The organism is Shewanella sp. M16 (assembly GCF_018224605.1).
In the GTDB taxonomy this organism is placed as follows: domain Bacteria; phylum Pseudomonadota; class Gammaproteobacteria; order Enterobacterales; family Shewanellaceae; genus Shewanella; species Shewanella oncorhynchi.
This window is the reverse complement of sequence record NZ_JAGTUL010000003.1, coordinates 39,150-55,778: the sequence shown is the minus strand read 5'-3', so window position 1 is coordinate 55,778 and position 16,629 is coordinate 39,150. Positions and strand designations below refer to the sequence as shown.

Here is a 16,629-nt window from a genome sequence, read left to right as displayed (position 1 = left end):
AAACTAAAAATTCGTTTGATTTTTCAAAAAATATCAAGCGTAAAAAGGAATGATTTAATAACGGATAAGATCACATTATTAAATGCAAAACTCGACTAATCTTAAAATCAACAGTGATTAAAGCTTGTGATTAAACTGACTTTTACTACGAATAACTTATATGTACATTTAAAATCATAAGAAAATAACTCAAGTTTCTGAGCGAATTTAATAAAAATCAGCATGTGAAAATCACATAGGTAAAATAGCCAACTGTAAACACTATATTACCGCGACCACATTATTCTAAGGCATAATAAATGACAACTATGCTTCCAGAAATTGGACATATATTACTGATCATTAGTAGCGTATTGGCATTATTTTCTGCAGCACTGACCTTAATCGGTGTTAAGCAGAATAATGCCTATCTGGTGGGATTAAGCCCGACACTCTTTAGAGCCATATTTACCTCAGTATTTGCTTCACTTCTTTGCTTAATTTATTGCTTTATGACTGATGATTTTTCTGTTGCTTATGTCGCAAACCACTCGAATAGCCAATTAGCATTGGGTTATAAAGTGGCCGCCGTTTGGGGCAGCCACGAAGGGTCAATGCTGTTTTGGATATTTGCGATTGCCCTTTGGGGCGCGATCATCAGTTATCGCATAAAGATGGCGGATTGCACTCAAGATAAGGCCAGCGATAAATATCAAGACGCCCTGTATTTTGCGAGGCTGTTGGCCATTTTGGCATTAGTGATCCTTGGTTTTAACTTATTTTTACTCTTTACCTCTAATCCCTTTGCCCGCTTATTACCTAACATTCCGATTGAAGGGCGAGATCTTAACCCCATTTTGCAAGACATAGGGCTCATACTGCATCCGCCCATGCTCTTTCTTGGTTATGTTGGCCTCACTGTTTGCTTTGCTGCAGCGTTAGCATCACTGCTCGGTGGTGGTTTTAATACTCGTCAAATTAACTATTTACGACCTTGGGTATTATTAGCGTGGGTGTTTCTAACGGGTGGCAATGCCTTTGGATCTTGGTGGGCCTATAACGAACTGGGTTGGGGTGGTTGGTGGTTTTGGGATCCGGTAGAAAATGCCTCCTTTATTCCTTGGCTTGTGGCAACAGCATTAGTGCATTCCCTCATTCTCACTCAACGTACTCATGGCTTTAAACTCACGACTTTACTGCTGTGCTTATTGGCATTCTCACTCAGTTTACTCGGCAGCTTTTTGGTGCGTTCCGGCATAGTGCAATCGGTACATGCCTTTGCCGCCGATCCGACCCGTGGCATGTCAATCCTCTGCTTATTAGTGATTTTTGTTGGGGTTGCGTTACTCATTTTTGCACTCAAAGCCCATCATTTAAAACAGGATGTGGCTTTCGCGCCTTTCAGTAAGGAAACGCTGTTACTGCTCGGGATCGTTATCTTAGTCGTAGCAGCGTTTTCCGTATTACTCGGTACATTTTACCCTTTGATCTATGAGCTACTCGATTTAGGTGCACTTTCAGTGGGTGCCCCTTATTTCAACGCTATATTTGTCCCCCTCACTTTCTTGCTTGTCCTGTTAATGGGCATTGCACCCTTAGTGCAATGGCAAATAGTGCAATGGCAAATAGCGCAATGGCAAAATGCCTCAAAGACTCGTATCACTTCCTTGCTCATTCCTAGCCTAGTGATATTAGCCGTCGCAGGCTGGGTAAGCTTACAGGCCGCCTCGGGCAGTAGCTTATTTTTACTCCTTGGCACTGCCGCAGCACTTTGGTTGCTAGTGTGTTTATTGCTCACGATATTGGCAGCCTCGGGATTAGGGAGACGAATATATGCCCGGCAATTAACCCAAAACCGCAATGAGCACGGCTTAAATCCTCCCGTTAAATCATCAAAACAAGGGTTTATAGCCATGCTATTCGCTCACTTTGGGGTGGCTATCACTATTATTGGAGCAACATCCGTCTCCTTTTTTGAACAGGAAGCCCTCCTCAGAATGGGCCCTGGCCAAGGTAAACCGTTGGCGGGTTATATCTTAGTGTATGAAAGCACTGAGAATGTTGAAACGAGCAGCTTTACCGCCATTCAGGCCAATATCAGTATCCGCGATGCAGCGAATGATGAACGGGTTTTAGGCTATATCACACCACAACGGCAAACCTTTAAAAGCAATGGGATGGAAATGTCCCACGCGGGTATCGATCATGGATTATGGCGGGATATTTATGTGTCTATGGGGCTGCAATTAAGTGACAGCGAATATCTTATCCGTATCAGCTATAAACCCCTTGCGAGTTGGATCTGGCTGGGCGCCCTATTTATGATGCTAGGTGGAGCGATTGCCGCTTGGCCTACTCGCCGCTTTAGCTACCAAGCTGATTTAACAACCTTAGTTACCCTATCCCATCACAAACCACAGGAGACGCTTGCCTAATGAATCCAATATTGCGCTTTTTAGTCTTACTGCTCCCTATCACCTTATGTGGGATAGGGATCCCATGCTTATCCATGGCGCAGGAACAGTCCATATCTGGCCTTTCCCACCAGCAACAGGCAATGGATATCAGTAAAGTGCTGCGTTGCCCTATGGCGACGAATCAAAGCCTATTTGAATCACAGGCGCCTATCGCCAACGAGCTCAAAGCACAAATATTCTCGATGCTAGAACAGGGGCAAAGCCAAGATGAGATTATCGATTTTATGGTGCAACGCTATGGTCAAAAAATCCGTTATCAACCTGAATTTAAGGCCTCCACCTTCGCACTTTGGCTTGGGCCACTGCTGTTATTAGTGCTTGGAATTGGGTTGTGTCTCGCATTGGTAACCCGTAGAAAAACACAAACGACTATTTGAAAGTAAAGGATAACCAGATGAAATCACACTATTTTCCCTTTGTTCTACTCGCGTGTTTAGGTCTGTTTTCTAATAGCAGCTCAGCCCACTCACTAGACAATAAACTCTACAGTACGGGAGAGCCCCTCCCTAAGCCCCTTGTGATGACTGGTTTTATAGAAATGCAGCACGCACGCGGCGTACCAGAAGTTCCCTTTATTGATGAATCAGGACAAACCCAAACCCTAAAACAGCACCAAGGAAAATTGGTTTTAGTTAATCTTTGGGCAACCTGGTGCGCCCCCTGTTTAAGGGAAATTCCAGAACTCCAAAAACTTAAGCAGCAGTATCAAGGGAAGAATATCGCCATCATTCCAATCTCTATCGATGAAGAATCTAAAGATGTACGCCCTTTTCTTAACCAACATGGCTTTAGCGGCTATGCCACTTGGCTTGACCCGGAGCAAAACATAGAACAAATCATTCCCGCGAATGTCGTACCCGCCAGTTATATTTTTGATGCTAAAGGTAATCTTGTCGGTTTTGTGCGGGGATATCTCGATTGGGCTGATAAAGACGTTGGCCCTTATCTTGATCAACTGATTGCAAAATACGGCCAATAATACCAATCGTATTAAATATCTGTTCATTCAGCGGGAGGCACAGGCTCACAATATATTTCTCCATTCGGTCATCCGCCAAAATTTACCGAAACCCGCTGCCGCCGATTTGGCTGCGGGTATTTTTATCTCTACCCCATCTTTGTATTCTGCGACGCATTTCTTTAAAATTGCCGCCAAACTCTTTATTTCAAGGCAAATCAGATGAAACTCACCCGCTTAACTCAACCTATTTATGACCACTTATATCGTGATATCAGTGAGTTTCGTAGCACCTTCGACTTGCCCGTTAATGATGTTGATTCTTTAGATGACAAGGCCGATACCTTACATACTTCACTGATTATTGAGGAGTTAACTGAACTTGCAGAAGCCGATAGCCGTATCGAACAGGCCGATGCCATAGTCGATTCTGTATATGTGTTAATGGGGCGTTTGGTGCATTTAGGCGCACAGGCCATGACCGACAGACTCGAAATCAGTTACCTGATTGACTTATTGCTTTGCGTGGCTCAAAACCGTGAAATCGACTTTATTCGCTGCTGGGATGAAGTCCACTCGAGCAATATGAGTAAAGTGTGCCGTAACGAGCAAGAACTGGCCGAGACCATTGCCTTCTATGCCAAACAAGGTGTTGAAATTGTCGGTAGTCAGCAAGGTGATTTCATCATAGCCAAATGCGCTAAAGATGTGGAAATGGCAGGTAAAGTGGTTCGCCAAGGCAAGGTACTAAAATCGGTTTACTATCGCCCAGCGGATCTGACAACACTGGTTAAAGCCTAACCACGGCAAGCCTAGGATAGCACTTAACTAAGTGCGTCCTAGGATGCGTTGAACAAGGCTAAAACGGCAGAACTCAGTCCGATGTATCACTCTTACGATATTCTAAAATATCCCCAGGCTGGCACGACAGGTACTCACAAATACTCGCCAGTGTTTCAAAACGCACGCCTTTCACCTTGCCGCGTTTTAGCAGGGATAAATTCGCTTCGGTAATGCCAACCGCTTTGGCAAGCTCCTTAGAACTCACCTTCCGTATCGCCATCATGACGTCTAAATTAACGATAATGTCCAAAATTACACAAACTCTTTGTTTTCTGCCTCAAAATCTCGGGCAGCTTTAAGCAAATAAACAATCAGCAACATCAATAAAATCGTGGTGATATTGCCAAAATCGAGCGCCAAGTCGATACGGGTATCCTCAAAAAGCGACTTATGATAGTAACCTACGCCTAAGGTTTGCAGTATCTCTATCACTAAGGCGGCAACCTTAAGCCAAACCAACCACAGATAACAATGCATACTTTCGTCGCTAAAAAACAAGCCGTCTTGATAGTAGGCTAATAATTTTTGCAGCCAATAAACACCCAGTAAAAACGTGATAAACAATGGACTTAACATTAACAGCAACAGGGTTTGACTCGCATCAGGCGATACCCATAGCGCTTGGAACAATCCATTATTCGATCCAAAACGTATCTCATCATGGACTAAGTAGCTATAACCCAGATACACCACCACAATCGTAGCGGCCAACAAAATCACCCACCGGAAAAATGCACTGATTTTTATTAACTTTTCTATGTTTTTATTCATCACTCAATCCTAAATTTAATCCAATCCCAGTGCTCTTTAACCTTGGCTAGTATACTCGTTCGGTAAAATATATTGCAAAGAAATATAATTTTATTGTTTTACGATAATTAATTTTCGTATTAACATGATGTCACTTCTAACAACTCAAGGTTACAACAATGCGATTATCCTCCTTCACAAGCCAGTTATGCAGTGCTGCTATTGCCGCTATGCTACTCGCAAGCTGTTCAGCCTCAACCACTGAGCAAAAAGCCAATACGGATAGGCTTAACAGCCAGCAAGCCCAAGTGCCGCTCATTCCCATCGAAGATTTTTTCAATGAGCAAAATATTCACCATTTAAAAATGTCCGCCGACGGTAAATGGTTAGCCTTCACAAAGGAATACCAAGGTGCGAGCAATATTTATGTAATGGCGGATAAAAGCGATCTTGCAAGTGCGACACTCTTAACGCAGTCCATTGAACCCATTAAAGAATTTGAATGGTCATCAAACAGTAACGAACTCTTTTTTATGAAAGATAAAGGGGGAAATGAAAACACCCAAATTTTTAAACTCAGCTTTGAAACTCCCCAAGGCAAAATAGATCCAAAAGAGCAGCAACTGACGCACAATGACAAGGTGAAATACAGCGTCATGGAACAGCCCAAGGATAACCCTGAGCAGCTGGTTGTGATGGCGAACCACGATGAATCGAGTCGGATGGATATCTATTGGCTCAACACCCATGATGCCAAGCTAACGCCTATTTTTGAAAACCACTTAAACTTAGTGCAAATGAAGTTTAACAAACAAGGGCATCCCGTTATTGGCAGTAGCACTAATCTAGATAACAGCTATAGCCTCTACACACTCATTGATGGCACTTGGCGTAAAATAATCCACACAGCTAAGGGTGAAAGCATTGATATCTTAAAAGTAAACGATGCGAAAAAACTCGCCTATATCAGTGCCAACATCGGTGAGCGGGATAAACAACAACTGCTCAAAGTTGATCTTATGACGGGAAAATATGAAACCTTACATAAAGATCCTAAGGATGAAGCGGATGTTTATCAGGTATTGTTTAACGATGCTGGTGAACCTTTAGCCATTTCCTATTACGGCGGTCGCTTAAGAACCTATCCACTTGATACTGAGTTTGCTAAGCACTGGGATGTGATCAATAAGCATTTTAATCAAGATGTTGAAATAACCATTACCGAACGTAACGAGAAAAATAATCTCTGGCAGATCAACGTCGCGAGCGATAGGGCATCGAGCTTAGATTACCAATACAATGCCATTAATGGTGATATCCACTTACTCGCGGATATTCCTCCAAGTATACAACCAGAACTGCTATCACCAAGACAATCCCTAGTCTATACCGCAAGGGATGGTGTAAAAATTCAGGCTTATTTGACATTACCAAAGGGAAACCAGCGCAATTTACCCACCATCATTCTGCCCCATGGCGGCCCTTGGGCTCGGGACTACTGGGCGCTAGACTCTGGTTACTTCCATGCGATTGCTCAGTTCTATGCCAACCGTGGTTATGCCGTGTTACAGCCAAACTTTCGCGCATCGACAGGATTTGGCAAACACTTCCTCAACTTAGGCAATAACAATTGGGGCACTGGCAGTATGCAAGATGACCTGACTGATGGTGCCAATTACTTGGTTGAACAAGGGATTGCGGATAAAAATCGCTTGGGGATCTTTGGCGCATCTTACGGTGGTTATGCGGCTTTATCCGGCGCGACTTTTACCCCAGATCTTTACCAAGCCGTGATCGCCTATGTGGGGCCGTCAAGCTTAGTCACGCTAATGGCGTCTTTCCCCGATTACTGGCGCCCCTATTTAGGTCAATGGTTTGAATCAGTGGGAGACCCGTTAATTCCTGAACAAAAACAAGATATGGAGAACCGCTCCCCAATTAATTTTGTCGATAACATAAGAGCACCGCTGATGCTTATCCAAGGAGCGAATGATCCGCGAGTGACTCAAGTTGAATCAGATAATATTGCGAAAAAGATGTACCAAAAATCGTTACCCGTTGAATACTTACTCGCCAAAGATGAAGGTCATGGATTTATCAAACGTGCCAACAAGCTCGCCTCGATAATTGCGACTGAACGTTTCTTTGGTAAGTACTTAGGCGGAAAAGTGGATAATAATGTCAATCCAGCTTTGCTTGAACATCTTAATAGCTTAAATGTTGATATAGAAAAACTGTAACCTTAATAAAGCGTTAGAAGTGCTACACCAATTTTGCCAAGGAAGGCGAAATATCTTAACAGGTTAACGCGGTTAACTGTGGGCCAATAGACTAATCTATCAAGTATGACTACACCCCAAGAGATAAAAATGAATCCAGCAAAAGTCGTGCGTGCCGAGGTTAAGCAATTGACTGATTTACCCAATATTGGCAAAGCCTGTGCGGCGGATTTACGTTTGCTTGGCATAGATAAGCCTGAGCAGCTGTTAGATAGAAACCCCTACGAGCTGTATCAAACGCTGTGCGACAAAACGGGCCAGAGACACGACCCCTGTATGCTCGATGTGTTTATCTCCATCACCCGTTTTATGGCAGGTGAAGATCCTAAACCTTGGTGGTTTTACACCGATGAGCGCAAAAATACCTTAGAGAAATGAAGCTTTAGCGACTATCTATCTGCCTGTTTATCCAATGGTATCGTTTCGGGCTCTTCCCTTAACCACTCACGCCAAATGGCCACCAGCAGGGCCATCAATACTGGACCAACAAACAAACCGACAAAACCCATGGTTTTTACGCCGCCGATCAGACCGAAAAAAGTCGGTAAGAAAGGCAATTTAATCGGCCCACCGACAAGATTGGGCCGCAGGGTTTTATCAACAATAAACAACTCTATGCTGCCCCAAAGAAACAAGCCGACCCCCGCCGTCATATCGCCAGTGCCGACAAGATAGAGTGAAATCAAGGTAAACATGGTTGGCGCGCCGCCGGGAACCAAGGCCATAAAGGCGGTTAACACCCCAAAAGCCACGGCTGAAGGTACACCCGCAATCCAATAGGCAATCCCCAGCACTATGCCCTCACCAATTGCGATAAGCGTCATACCTATCACGGTAGAACTGACTGTTGCAGGCACCACACGGGAAAAACTATGCCAGCGAGCAGGCAGCACTCGCTCACCCACGATATCCAACTGTTTAGCCACTTGCGGACCATCTTTATAGAGGAAAAACAAAGTGATCAGCATAAAAAGTAAGGTCAATAACAACCCTAAAGTATTCCAACCCAATTGAAGCACCCAACGGGAAATGCCACTCAAATTCTGGCCACTAATGGCACTGATAATTTGGCCTAATTCATGGGGTTCACCAATAAACTGCTGCCATTGCAGGGTTAACCATTCACCCATCCAAGGTAAATCTTTGATCCACAAGGGCACGGGCGAACCGTATTGGTTAGTAAACACCAACCAATCAACCCAAGTTCTAATCTCTTGTAACGCATAGGAAAATACAAACACAAGCGGAATAATCAGCCCGAGCACAATACAACATAGGGCAATGGTTGCCGCCAACGCCGAGCGACCACCGCATTTTGCCAATAGTTTTTGATAGAGAGGCCAACTTGAAAAACACACAATCAATGCAGCTAAGGCGGGCACTAAAAAATCGATAAAAAAGAATACGCCAGCACACAAGAGCAAAACCAACAAACTACGACCAATAGCGGCATTACTGAAAATCGGCGTCATAGTGGTACGGCTCCCAAAAACTTAGATGATTAAACAATAGGCTATACGCCACATTGAGCGCGCAAATACACTCTTATAAACGCTAAGCAGACTAACTCAGATTGGTCGATAAATCATCTAATTAGCATGTAATTTCATGGTTATAAATCTATTCTAAGAAACTTTTTTGTAATTTTGGAGTATGCCCAATGCATCAGCTAACACTTGAGGTTCATCCACGACTAAGTTGATCACTGTCAACGACTCAGGCAATTGTCCCATGCCACCATAATAAGTTTGGGGCAGCTTAAAAATCAGCTGCACATTCGCGGTATCACCCCGTCCTATCGTCAAGATTTCTGGTGCATTGATTGCAGTTGAATCACCTACCGATTTCCCCCCCATTTGCAGTGGCTGTAAATGAGTCAAAAATGTTCCCAATTTCAGTTCACTTATCTGGGTTAAATCGATCGACATAAAACCCCAGATACCATTATTGATAATGAGCTTACCTTCCCTTTGATACAGGGAGTAATAACGACTGATACGGTAATTGGCAGCAATTAATACCACTGAATACAAGATCAAACCAGAAACGAATACGGCAGCAATATGACTCACATTATCGACTAGTGTGTAACTCACTATCGAAGCCGCTATTAAACATATTATGATGACTAATGCATGCCAAGGCTGGGCACTGAGCAACTTAAGCGGCGTAATGGATAAAGGGTGGCGACGGGAAAAATAAGGAATAGCGTAATACCAGCTCGCGGGTTCAGTGGCGAGTATTAAACCTAAGGTCAGCTTTTTATCGTCAAGCATTTGATTCTTTGGCAAATCAGTGTTTGATGCACCCTTAATGTTAAGTGTTCTAAGTTCATTCGCCTCATCACCTTTCTCTTGCTCCACTGTTTCAGCATACTGAGCAATGATCGCTAATCTTGGATCGCCTAAAGCCTTCCTCGCCTGCCACAATCCCTTAATAATACTCACCATCAAGTACAATTCGATGAGCAACAATATCGCAATAATAGGGAAACGCAGCCAAGCGACAAACTCGAAATACTCTGCAATTTGAGGAGGGTAGCTGAGGCGAGCCATTAGGCTGCTCAAACTTAGAATAACCAATATTCTCCAGCTTTTTTGCGCACCAATTTTGATAATCCAATACCAATAGAGCAGAGGTAACAACACAAAATATAGCGCACTGACGAGTGCCAAGGGCAACTGCTCACTTGTTTGCGTTAACTGTTCTGGCAGTAAATTAAACCCAAGCCAATACACAATAATCATCAAAATGAGAAAATAAATTCGATATTTAGCTGGGCGTCTTAGTCGAATTTTTAGCATTTAACATCCTTGTCAGTTGATCTAGCCAAGCCTATGCGATAATGAAAACCCAAAAAAGTAGCTTGGCTTATCAATAACATGATGGATAAAACCATGAATACAATGCTGGCTTAAAAACGCTCAAACTGATCATTAGACCATCAAACCTAACGCCAATTGCCTCGTCAGCTCTGCGGCGGGAATAGCCTGACAACCTGTTGCATTTTGGCCGCACCAAAGTGGGCTAAAATCACCAAATCCTTGTTGTTCAGCGGCGCTTCGCAATACTGCGACGGCACTTGAGGCGAGCGGAAAATCCGGTGCGGCATTATTGATGGGGCCAAGCTCTGCCATAAAACGATTCATAATTCCACGGGCGGGTAGACCAGTGAATAAGTTAGTCAGAGCCGTATGCTGCGCGGCCTCACTTTGCAGGGCGGCACGGTGAATATCACTGGTGGTACATTCGGGACAGAGTAAGTATGCCGTCCCCACTTGCACCGCCGAGGCGCCCATCGCCATAGCGGCGCGCACTGTCTTTGCATCGACTATGCCACCCGCTGCAATAACAGGAATATCAACGGCGGCAATGATTTGCGGCAATAGACTAAAAGTGCCTAATTGCTCGGTTAAATCATCGGATAAAAAATGCCCCCTGTGACCTCCAGCCTCTAAACCCTGCGCAATAATGGCATCCGCACCACGCGCTTCAAGCCATAGGGCTTCTTCTACAGTTGTCGCTGTCGAAATGATTTTTGAACCCCAAGACTTTATCTCCAGCAACAAATCTTCATTCGGTAAGCCAAAATGAAAACTCACCACCTCAGGTTTAAATTTAGCTAACACTGCAGCCTGGGTGCTGGTATATGGCGCGCGTTGTGCCCCCACGGTTTGGCTATCAGGATTGACACCCAACTCAGAAAAATAAGGCGCGAGTTGATTAAGCCATGCGGCTTGTTTCGCTGCTTGCGGTTCAGGTTCGTGATGACAAAAGAAGTTTACATTGATGGGCTTAGTCGTCTGGGTGCGAATATGTGTCAAAGCGGTATCTAAGGCTTCGAGGGATAACATGGCGCAGGGCAAAGATCCCAACGCACCCGCTTGCGACACAGCTATCGCTAAGGCACTGCCCTGAACACCCGCCATCGGCGCTTGAATAATCGGTAATTCGATTCCAAATAATCGGGTTAACTTGCACGGCATACATCACCTCCTTTGACTTGTTATCACTTGATGCTCAATCCTGATATGGCCCTGCGGCTAAACGCTGGGAGATCCACCACAGATTGCCCACGGGATCCCGCACTCCACCTTGGCGATCGCCATAGGGCATATTCGCCACTTCCATCACTAATTCACCCGCAGCGGCGAGTGCCTGAGCCACCGTTTTATCGGCATTTTCCACATATAAATAATAGGATGCGGGCATAGGCGGAAAAGCTTCACTCGCCTCACTCAACATAAATAAACAGTCGCCGATTTGCATCTGTGCATTAGCTATTTTGCCATCAGCCCGACGGGAAATATGTAGCGCTTTAGCATCAAAGGCTTGCTGTAAAAAAACCACTAAACTATCAGCATCAGCGATCATCATATACGGGCTAACCCGTGCAAATCCTGACGGAATAAACATAACGATTCCTTGTTACCTAAGCATGAAATTGATCATAAAAAACCACTATAAGCCAATGACTATAGACTAAGCACTATAGCAAAAACCAGCTGTGGCAATTAAGCCTTAAGCGTGAAATGTAAACTTAAGCATTCAGTGAACAAGTCAAAGCGTAAAGCCTGCTAATGTAATACGCCCCTACAATTTCAACCACTCTGCAGCCCATCATAAAAGTGCCATAACACTTCATGGCACTGGTTATTAAGAATAAATCAGCTTTATTTAGCATCGACTTAGCAACTATGGATCATTCATCTATGCTTAATCTATTGTTAACTTAACATGATGATCCTATGCACTTTACTGCATTCTTCGCTTACTCCCTCAGGATTTGCCTCACCTTAATCCTCTATAGTTTCGCCTTTGCAGTGCAGGCAACTTGGTATCCCGCCGATGTGATTGCTGATGGCAAAAAAACGGCATACACACCACTCACTCAAGCCAATAAACCATGGCGGATCTGTGCCTTACTTCCCCATGGTAAAGACCAATATTGGTGGGGCGTCGCCTTTGGGTTATCGCAGGAAGCCGAGCGCCAAGGTGTAACTCTCGGCATTTATGATGCTGGAGGATATGACAATATTGAGCAACAAAAACAACAACTCTATGATTGCCAAGCCCTCAAAGCTCAAGCCTATATTATTGCTGCAAATACGGCTGACGGACTGATTGCGGATATCGAACAACTCTCTGCTGCGGGTATTCCTGTTATTGATTTAGTGAATGGTATCGCGACCGACAAACTCACGAGTCGCTCCTTAGTCAGCTTTGAAGATATGTCTGCGGCGGCGATTGAGTATATTGCATCGCAGCAACGAGACCCTGTCGATAAAGCGCCTGCGAAACTTAAAGTTGCTTGGTTTCCAGGGCCTAAGGATGCCTCTTGGGTTATGGCGGCGGAACAAGGATTTAGGCGGGCGGCAGCCAAACAAGAGTTCGACACGATTGAAGGAGGGTTTGGCACTACGGAGTTATTTATTCAAGCTGATTTAGTGCGAAAAGTGCTTACTAAACAAAGTGTAGATTATGTGATCGCCAATGCAGTTGCCGCCACTTTCGCGGCGCGCTATTTAGACGGGCGTAGGAATAAAACGGGAAAAGTCATCGCATTCTACTCGAATGCACAGACCATAGAATTAGTGCAGAAAAAACAGTTACTCGCGACGGTCAGCGACTCACCAGTATTGCAGGCTCGGATTGCCATCGATCTCGCAATACGCGCACTCGAAGGTGCGCCTTATCCCCACAGAGTAAGCCCTGTTATCAAGGTTATCTCCCAAGACAACATCCACCAGATTGATTTAGAACAAATATTAGCGCCACAGAATCAGTGGATGATCCATCAGGATCTTCCACAACAAAAATGATGCTCACTAAACTAAATAATCGGCGCCCAGCCCAACAAATAATGCGAGTCCTGCCCAATTGTTATTGAGGAAGGCTTTAAAACAAGGGGCTCGTTCGCGGTCAAAGATCAGCATTTGCTGGTAAGTACTAAAACCGACAAAAGTCAGTAAACCTAGGCCATAGAGTAAACCACGATCGGCGCTCCAACCGGCGGCGATAAAACAAGCCAGCGCAGCAAGCTGAAATAAACCTATGATTTGGCGGTCGTATTTACCGAACAAAATTGCAGTGGATTTAATGCCCACCTTTAAATCATCATCCCTATCGACCATGGCATACATGGTATCGTAGGCGACAGTCCAAAACCAATTGGCCGCAAATAACCACCAAGCCTCGATGGGTACTTCACCCGTCTGCGCGGCGTAAGCCATAGGGATAGACCAACTCCACACCACGCCTAGAAACATCTGCGGCATATTGGTGATGCGTTTAGTGAAGGGATAAATGATAGTGAGGATAATACCAACAACGGATAATTTAACCACTAATCCATTGAGTAATAAGACTAAACCAAAAGCAGATAAACCTAAAACGATAAACAGTATCAAGGCTTCTTTAGTGCTGATTTCGCCACTGGCCAGCGGCCGAGATTTAGTGCGTTCCACAAAAGAGTCGAGATCGCGATCGGCATAGTCGTTAATAATGCAGCCACAGGCACGCATGATCACCACGCCAATAATAAAGATGATCAATACCTTAAGATCGGGCATACCACCCGCCGCTAACATCAGCGCCATCAAGCATGGCCACATCAGCAATAGCGTACCTATGGGACGGTCGATTCGAGTAAGACGGGAATACACATCCCACTTCTGCTTTAAATTCATTAACTAGGTACTCCCAATACCCTCAAGTTTCCACTCGGTTTCAGGATTAGCATCATATACCCATGCTTCTCCCGATGCGAATTTACGCCCTGAAAGCGTGTCATAAAAAGCTGACATTCATCGCGTTCAGGGCTGGTATTAAAGCGCCTCTAACCGAGCGTAAGCCACCACTAACCACTTGCTGCCAAAGTCAGTAAAGCTCACTTGTACTCGCCCTTGGGCACCGCTGCCCTCAAAGTTGGTCACTTTACCTTCACCAAATTTAGGGTGATTGACTCGTTGGCCGACGTTAAAACCCGTATCGTTTGTCGCAGCCGATTTTGGGGCGCTAAAACGATTATTCGCCATCGGCGTTGAAACCTGTGCCTTAAGACGAATTTCATCCACATATTGCGGCGGGATCTCTTTGATAAAACGCGACGGCCGCGCGTAATCTTCGCGGCCATAAATGCGCCGCGATTCCGCATAGGTAATGTAGAGTTTTTCCATGGCGCGGGTCATGCCCACATAACAGAGGCGGCGTTCTTCATCAAGTCTATCGCCCTCTTCGAGCGCCATTTTACTCGGGAAGATCCCTTCTTCGACCCCCGCCATGAACACCATAGTGAACTCTAGCCCTTTGGCAGAATGCAGTGTCATTAGCTGCACCGCATCGGTAAAGGCATCGGCTTGGCCTTCACCTGCTTCGAGCGCCGCGTGGGATAGGAAACCGTTAAGTTCGCCCATGTCCTCCAGCTCTTCTGGTAGCTCAAAAGTACGCGCCGCCGTGACGAGTTCTTCTAAGTTTTCGATTCTAGCGTGGGCTTTTTCACCCTTTTCGGCTTCATACATGGCCTTAAGGCCAGACGCTTGGATCACTGTATCGGCCATGCGATACAGCACCATATCTTGGGTGTCTTCACGCAGTGTCATGATTAAGTCCATGAAACCACGCACAGAATTTGCCGCGCGGCCCGCAAGCACTTTCTCGTCGAGCAGACGTACACTCGCCTGCCACAGGGTTAATTCATGCTGGCGCGCAGTGGAGCGTAAAATATCCAAAGTGCGATCACCAATGCCACGGGGCGGCGTGTTCACTACACGCTCAAACGCAGCATCGTCGTCTTTGTTATTAATCAGCCGCAGGTAACCCATGGCATCTTTAATTTCTTGGCGTTCGAAGAAGCGTAAACCGCCGTAGATTCGATAGGCTAAGCCTTTGTGTAATAAGGCTTCTTCCAATACCCGCGATTGAGCGTTAGAACGATATAAAATCGCACAATCACTGAGGTTGCCGCCCTTTTCGTGCCAATCATTAATTCGACCGACGATAAAGCGCGCCTCGTCCATTTCATTAAAGGCGCAATAGAGCGAAATCGGATCGCCATCGGCTTCATCCGTCCATAACTCTTTGCCCATACGCTCTGGGTTGTTGGCGATCAAGGCGTTGGACGCTTTAAGAATATTGCCCTTAGAGCGATAGTTTTGTTCGAGGCGAATCGTGGTCGCCGTCGGAAAATCTTTTAAGAATTGATGTAGGTTTTCAACCTGAGCACCACGCCAACCGTAAATCGATTGGTCGTCATCACCGACTATCATCACATTGGCAGTTTGACCGGCAAGCACGCGGATCCACGCATATTGGATCGCGTTGGTATCTTGGAACTCGTCCACCAAAATATGCTTAAATCTGTCTTGATAATGGGCCAACAAGTGCGGTTTATTGAGCCATAACTCATGGGCACGTAATAGGATTTCGGCAAAATCGACTAAACCCGCGCGGTCACAAGACTCTTGGTAAACCTGATAGATTTTTAACAGATTTTGCTCAAGCGGAAAACCGCCCGCATCGATATGTTTAGGGCGTAATCCTTGGTCTTTTTTACCATTGATATAACCCTGAGCTTGGCGTGGAGGATATTGTTTCTCATCCAAATTCAGGCTTTTAAGAATACGTTTGATCAAACGTACTTGATCGTCAGAATCAAGAATTTGGAAGCTTTGCGGTAAACCCGCATCTTGGAAGTGAGTGCGTAATAAGCGATGCGCCAAGCCGTGGAAAGTGCCAATCCACATGCGGCCCATATTGGTGCCAGCGACTTTTTCAACTCGCTCGCGCATCTCAGCCGCAGCTTTATTGGTAAACGTCACCGCAAGAATCGAGTAAGGACTCTGCTGTTCGACCTGCATCAGCCACGCAATGCGGTGGGTCAACACCCGAGTTTTACCACTGCCCGCGCCCGCCAACACTAACATGCTAGATTGCGGTGCCGCGACAGCCTCGCGCTGCTTATCATTCAGGCCGTCTAGTAAAGAAGATACGTCCATTCTCGCCTCCAAAAAATCGAGGAGGCATTATAACAGAAGAAAACCCGCCTGCGCGTTTGATCCACAAGACAAGAGCCACAAGACGAATGACAAGTTGCCGCACCTTGATTTGCACTGATGTCGAACTACATTGATTAAGCACTGTCATTCACGCAATGCTTGTGGGCGGGAATCCAGCTTTTAAGTAACAACTATCCGTTAGATCTTTGTTTAGGGTAGGTATTAAACAAGAGCAAGGCTGTATTAATTACTCATAGAGAGAGTGTTCATCATTCTGTTTCAACGATTACGCACTGTCATTCCAGTGACACGCCATTAACTCATCCCTGAGGGCTCGACGACGACAT

General features: G+C 45.2%; 15 protein-coding genes. 7 read left to right on the top strand and 8 right to left on the bottom strand.

What is annotated here, in order from left to right; genetic code table 11:
* The first annotated feature begins 299 nt into the window (after positions 1–299).
* The 4 genes from KFE26_RS02755 (at position 300) to KFE26_RS02740 (ending at position 4,215) form a co-directional block, all read left to right on the top strand.
* On the top strand, positions 300–2,414 hold the full coding sequence (locus KFE26_RS02755) for a heme lyase CcmF/NrfE family subunit (RefSeq protein ID WP_212599596.1): 2,115 nt from the start codon (positions 300–302) through the stop codon (positions 2,412–2,414).
* The gene (locus KFE26_RS02750; protein ID WP_212599595.1) at positions 2,414–2,833 is read left to right on the top strand and encodes a cytochrome c-type biogenesis protein; all 420 of its coding nucleotides are present in this window, start codon (positions 2,414–2,416) and stop codon (positions 2,831–2,833) included. Before KFE26_RS02755 ends, KFE26_RS02750 begins: the two co-directional genes overlap by 1 nt.
* 17 nt (positions 2,834–2,850) lie before the next feature.
* Positions 2,851–3,435, top strand: a complete 585-nt coding sequence (locus KFE26_RS02745; protein WP_212599594.1) for a TlpA disulfide reductase family protein — start codon at positions 2,851–2,853, stop codon at positions 3,433–3,435.
* Positions 3,436–3,636: 201 nt separating this feature from the next.
* Complete coding sequence (locus KFE26_RS02740; RefSeq protein WP_212599593.1) at positions 3,637–4,215, top strand: nucleoside triphosphate pyrophosphohydrolase family protein; 579 nt, start codon at positions 3,637–3,639, stop codon at positions 4,213–4,215.
* 73 nt (positions 4,216–4,288) lie between these two features.
* Here KFE26_RS02740 and KFE26_RS02735 read toward each other — a convergent pair whose 3' ends face one another.
* The gene (locus tag KFE26_RS02735) at positions 4,289–4,507 is read right to left on the bottom strand and encodes a helix-turn-helix domain-containing protein (protein ID WP_063883682.1); all 219 of its coding nucleotides are present in this window, start codon (positions 4,505–4,507) and stop codon (positions 4,289–4,291) included.
* Between the two features lie 2 nt (positions 4,508–4,509).
* Positions 4,510–5,028: a DUF2975 domain-containing protein gene (locus KFE26_RS02730; RefSeq protein ID WP_063883683.1), complete on the bottom strand. Its 519-nt coding sequence runs from the start codon at positions 5,026–5,028 to the stop codon at positions 4,510–4,512.
* Between the two features lie 158 nt (positions 5,029–5,186).
* On the opposite strand from KFE26_RS02730, the gene KFE26_RS02725 reads away from it, so the two are divergent.
* Both KFE26_RS02725 and KFE26_RS02720 read left to right on the top strand, forming a co-directional pair.
* Positions 5,187–7,247 (top strand): prolyl oligopeptidase family serine peptidase, encoded by a 2,061-nt coding sequence (locus KFE26_RS02725; protein ID WP_212599592.1) that lies wholly within the window; start codon positions 5,187–5,189, stop codon positions 7,245–7,247.
* 129 nt (positions 7,248–7,376) lie between these two features.
* Positions 7,377–7,664: a helix-hairpin-helix domain-containing protein gene (locus KFE26_RS02720; protein WP_168827746.1), complete on the top strand. Its 288-nt coding sequence runs from the start codon at positions 7,377–7,379 to the stop codon at positions 7,662–7,664.
* Positions 7,665–7,675: 11 nt separating this feature from the next.
* Here KFE26_RS02720 and KFE26_RS02715 read toward each other — a convergent pair whose 3' ends face one another.
* From KFE26_RS02715 to KFE26_RS02700, 4 genes are all read right to left on the bottom strand, one after another.
* Positions 7,676–8,758 (bottom strand): AI-2E family transporter, encoded by a 1,083-nt coding sequence (locus KFE26_RS02715; RefSeq protein WP_212599591.1) that lies wholly within the window; start codon positions 8,756–8,758, stop codon positions 7,676–7,678.
* Between the two features lie 153 nt (positions 8,759–8,911).
* Entirely contained in the window at positions 8,912–10,090 is a 1,179-nt protein-coding gene (locus tag KFE26_RS02710; RefSeq protein ID WP_212599590.1) for a hypothetical protein, read from the bottom strand.
* Positions 10,091–10,222: 132 nt separating this feature from the next.
* Positions 10,223–11,272: a nitronate monooxygenase family protein gene (locus KFE26_RS02705; RefSeq protein WP_212599589.1), complete on the bottom strand. Its 1,050-nt coding sequence runs from the start codon at positions 11,270–11,272 to the stop codon at positions 10,223–10,225.
* Between the two features lie 34 nt (positions 11,273–11,306).
* Positions 11,307–11,702, bottom strand: coding sequence for a VOC family protein (locus KFE26_RS02700; protein ID WP_212599588.1), 396 nt, complete (start codon positions 11,700–11,702; stop codon positions 11,307–11,309).
* A gap of 332 nt (positions 11,703–12,034) precedes the next feature.
* Between KFE26_RS02700 and torT the strand changes: the two genes are divergently transcribed.
* Complete coding sequence (torT, locus tag KFE26_RS02695; RefSeq protein ID WP_212599587.1) at positions 12,035–13,108, top strand: TMAO reductase system periplasmic protein TorT; 1,074 nt, start codon at positions 12,035–12,037, stop codon at positions 13,106–13,108.
* A 6-nt stretch (positions 13,109–13,114) separates the two neighbouring features.
* Here the strand turns inward: torT and ubiA are convergent, their stop codons facing one another.
* The gene (gene ubiA, locus KFE26_RS02690; protein ID WP_212599586.1) at positions 13,115–13,975 is read right to left on the bottom strand and encodes a 4-hydroxybenzoate octaprenyltransferase; all 861 of its coding nucleotides are present in this window, start codon (positions 13,973–13,975) and stop codon (positions 13,115–13,117) included.
* 138 nt (positions 13,976–14,113) lie between these two features.
* On the bottom strand, positions 14,114–16,282 hold the full coding sequence (gene uvrD / locus KFE26_RS02685; protein WP_212599585.1) for a DNA helicase II: 2,169 nt from the start codon (positions 16,280–16,282) through the stop codon (positions 14,114–14,116).
* Positions 16,283–16,629: the final 347 nt, after the last annotated feature.

Coding starts and splice junctions, on each gene's coding strand:
- KFE26_RS02715 (WP_212599591.1), bottom strand. CDS start 8,758: ATGACGCCGATTTTCAGTAATGCCGCTATTGGTCGTAGTTTGTTGGTT.
- KFE26_RS02750 (WP_212599595.1), top strand. CDS start 2,414: ATGAATCCAATATTGCGCTTTTTAGTCTTACTGCTCCCTATCACCTTA.
- KFE26_RS02720 (WP_168827746.1), top strand. CDS start 7,377: ATGAATCCAGCAAAAGTCGTGCGTGCCGAGGTTAAGCAATTGACTGAT.
- torT (WP_212599587.1), top strand. CDS start 12,035: ATGCACTTTACTGCATTCTTCGCTTACTCCCTCAGGATTTGCCTCACC.
- ubiA (WP_212599586.1), bottom strand. CDS start 13,975: ATGAATTTAAAGCAGAAGTGGGATGTGTATTCCCGTCTTACTCGAATC.
- KFE26_RS02705 (WP_212599589.1), bottom strand. CDS start 11,272: ATGCCGTGCAAGTTAACCCGATTATTTGGAATCGAATTACCGATTATT.
- KFE26_RS02725 (WP_212599592.1), top strand. CDS start 5,187: ATGCGATTATCCTCCTTCACAAGCCAGTTATGCAGTGCTGCTATTGCC.
- KFE26_RS02700 (WP_212599588.1), bottom strand. CDS start 11,702: ATGTTTATTCCGTCAGGATTTGCACGGGTTAGCCCGTATATGATGATC.
- KFE26_RS02755 (WP_212599596.1), top strand. CDS start 300: ATGACAACTATGCTTCCAGAAATTGGACATATATTACTGATCATTAGT.
- uvrD (WP_212599585.1), bottom strand. CDS start 16,282: ATGGACGTATCTTCTTTACTAGACGGCCTGAATGATAAGCAGCGCGAG.
- KFE26_RS02710 (WP_212599590.1), bottom strand. CDS start 10,090: ATGCTAAAAATTCGACTAAGACGCCCAGCTAAATATCGAATTTATTTT.
- KFE26_RS02730 (WP_063883683.1), bottom strand. CDS start 5,028: ATGAATAAAAACATAGAAAAGTTAATAAAAATCAGTGCATTTTTCCGG.
- KFE26_RS02740 (WP_212599593.1), top strand. CDS start 3,637: ATGAAACTCACCCGCTTAACTCAACCTATTTATGACCACTTATATCGT.
- KFE26_RS02745 (WP_212599594.1), top strand. CDS start 2,851: ATGAAATCACACTATTTTCCCTTTGTTCTACTCGCGTGTTTAGGTCTG.